This is a genomic window from Mesorhizobium sp. M4A.F.Ca.ET.020.02.1.1 (assembly GCF_004022645.1).
Classification (GTDB): Bacteria; Pseudomonadota; Alphaproteobacteria; order Rhizobiales; family Rhizobiaceae; genus Mesorhizobium.
Window position 1 is genome coordinate 1 of the sequence record NZ_RZOI01001075.1, and the last position, 1,453, is coordinate 1,453.

At 66.5% G+C, this 1,453-nt stretch carries 2 protein-coding genes; one reads left to right on the top strand and one right to left on the bottom strand.

Annotation, left to right across the window (positions count from 1 at the left end):
- Nucleotides 1-296 (top strand): alpha/beta hydrolase (locus EN742_RS38435; RefSeq protein WP_189375731.1); only part of this gene is annotated, 296 nt, incomplete at its 5' end.
- Between the two features lie 82 nt (nt 297-378).
- Here EN742_RS38435 and EN742_RS38440 read toward each other — a convergent pair.
- Nucleotides 379-1,453 (bottom strand): CadC-family transcriptional regulator (locus tag EN742_RS38440; RefSeq protein WP_189375732.1); only part of this gene is annotated, 1,075 nt, incomplete at its 5' end.

The following is a 1,453-nucleotide window of genomic DNA, read 5'->3' on the forward strand; positions in this document are numbered from 1 at the left end:
AGACAGCGGCGACCAATGCGATCGACTGGCTGACGGACTTCGGCTTCGGCGCATCGGTCGAGGACTACCGCGCGCTCGACATTCCGGTTCTTCTCGTCAGAGGCGAGTTCGCCAATCCGGCGATGGTCGCGATGACCGATCTGCTGGAACAGGCCCTGCCGGATGCGCGTGGCGCGATCGTCGACGGCGCCGGCCACTTCCTCATTGCGACCCATGCGCAAAAATGCGCCGCGCTGCTGACGCGATTCCTGACGGTTGCGGACGCGGCGCTGCCGGAACCTACGATGGTGGCCTAGCGGCCGAATGCCTCGGCGCCGAAACAGGCCCAGGCCGCAAGAGGGAAGCTCGCCGGATGGAAGAGAGCACGGCCAGGATCTGTCATTCGGGCAGGCCTGCCAGCCGCAGCGCTTCGACATATCTGGCGAAATAGTCCGGCTTGATCAGCCCCACCCTGTGTTTGAGGTTGGAAAGCGTCAGTTCGGGATCGAGCCGCAGCGAGCCCGCGATATGCTTGCTCGCGGCATCCAACCTGCCCGCCATTGCATTGCTGGCGGCGGCGACGCGCAGGCCGGTGAGATAATATGGCTGCGCGCGGGAGGCCGCCTCGGCGATTGGCCAGGCGGCGTCGTAGCGGCCGGCCGTGAAATGGGCGAATGCGGTGAAGCACTGCATAAAGAAGGTCAGTGGATCGAGCGGGCTTAGCCGTCTTGCCCGCGACAGGTGCTCGATGGCGATGTCCGGATCGTCGTGGCAGGCCTTGAGGCAACCGCTGGCGCTCCAGGCGGCCGCGCAGTTCGGGTTCAGCACGAGCGCGCGGTCGGCCAGTGCCGAGCCGGCCTCGTAGTCACCGATGACATAGCCCAGCGCCAGGCCGCTGAAGGCCAGCGCCACCGCGTCATCCTGGCCGGCAATGGCGACGTTGCCGGCCAGCCGGGAGACCTCGGCGGTCTCCTTCTGCGGGTCAGTCATCCAGCCATTCGCCATCCGCCAGAAATAGCACCAGGCGGCAGCGCCCTCAGCGGCCGCAAAATCGGGGTCGAGCTCGATGGCCTTGTAGAACTGCGGCAGCGCCGCCTCCAGCCCCTCCCTCGTCCAGCGGTAAAGGCTCGCCATGCCGCGCAGATAGTGATCGTAAGCGTCGAGACTTTCGGTGGGTTTGCGCTTGGCACGCGCCATCTCGGCCTGTTCGAGCCTGGGCGAGATCGCACCGATGACACTGGAGGCGACGAGGTCTTGCAGTTCGAACACCTCCGAGACACCGCCTTCGAAGCGGTCGGCCCAGAGATTCACCCCCGACGCCGCCTCGATGAGTTGGCCGGCCACGCGCAGCCGACTGCCGGCCTTGCGGACGCTGCCCTCCAGCACGTAGCGCACACCGAGTTCCCGCGCTACGCGCGTGACGTCGACCGCGTGACCCTTGTAGGCGAAGGCGGAATTCCGCGCGATCACGAAC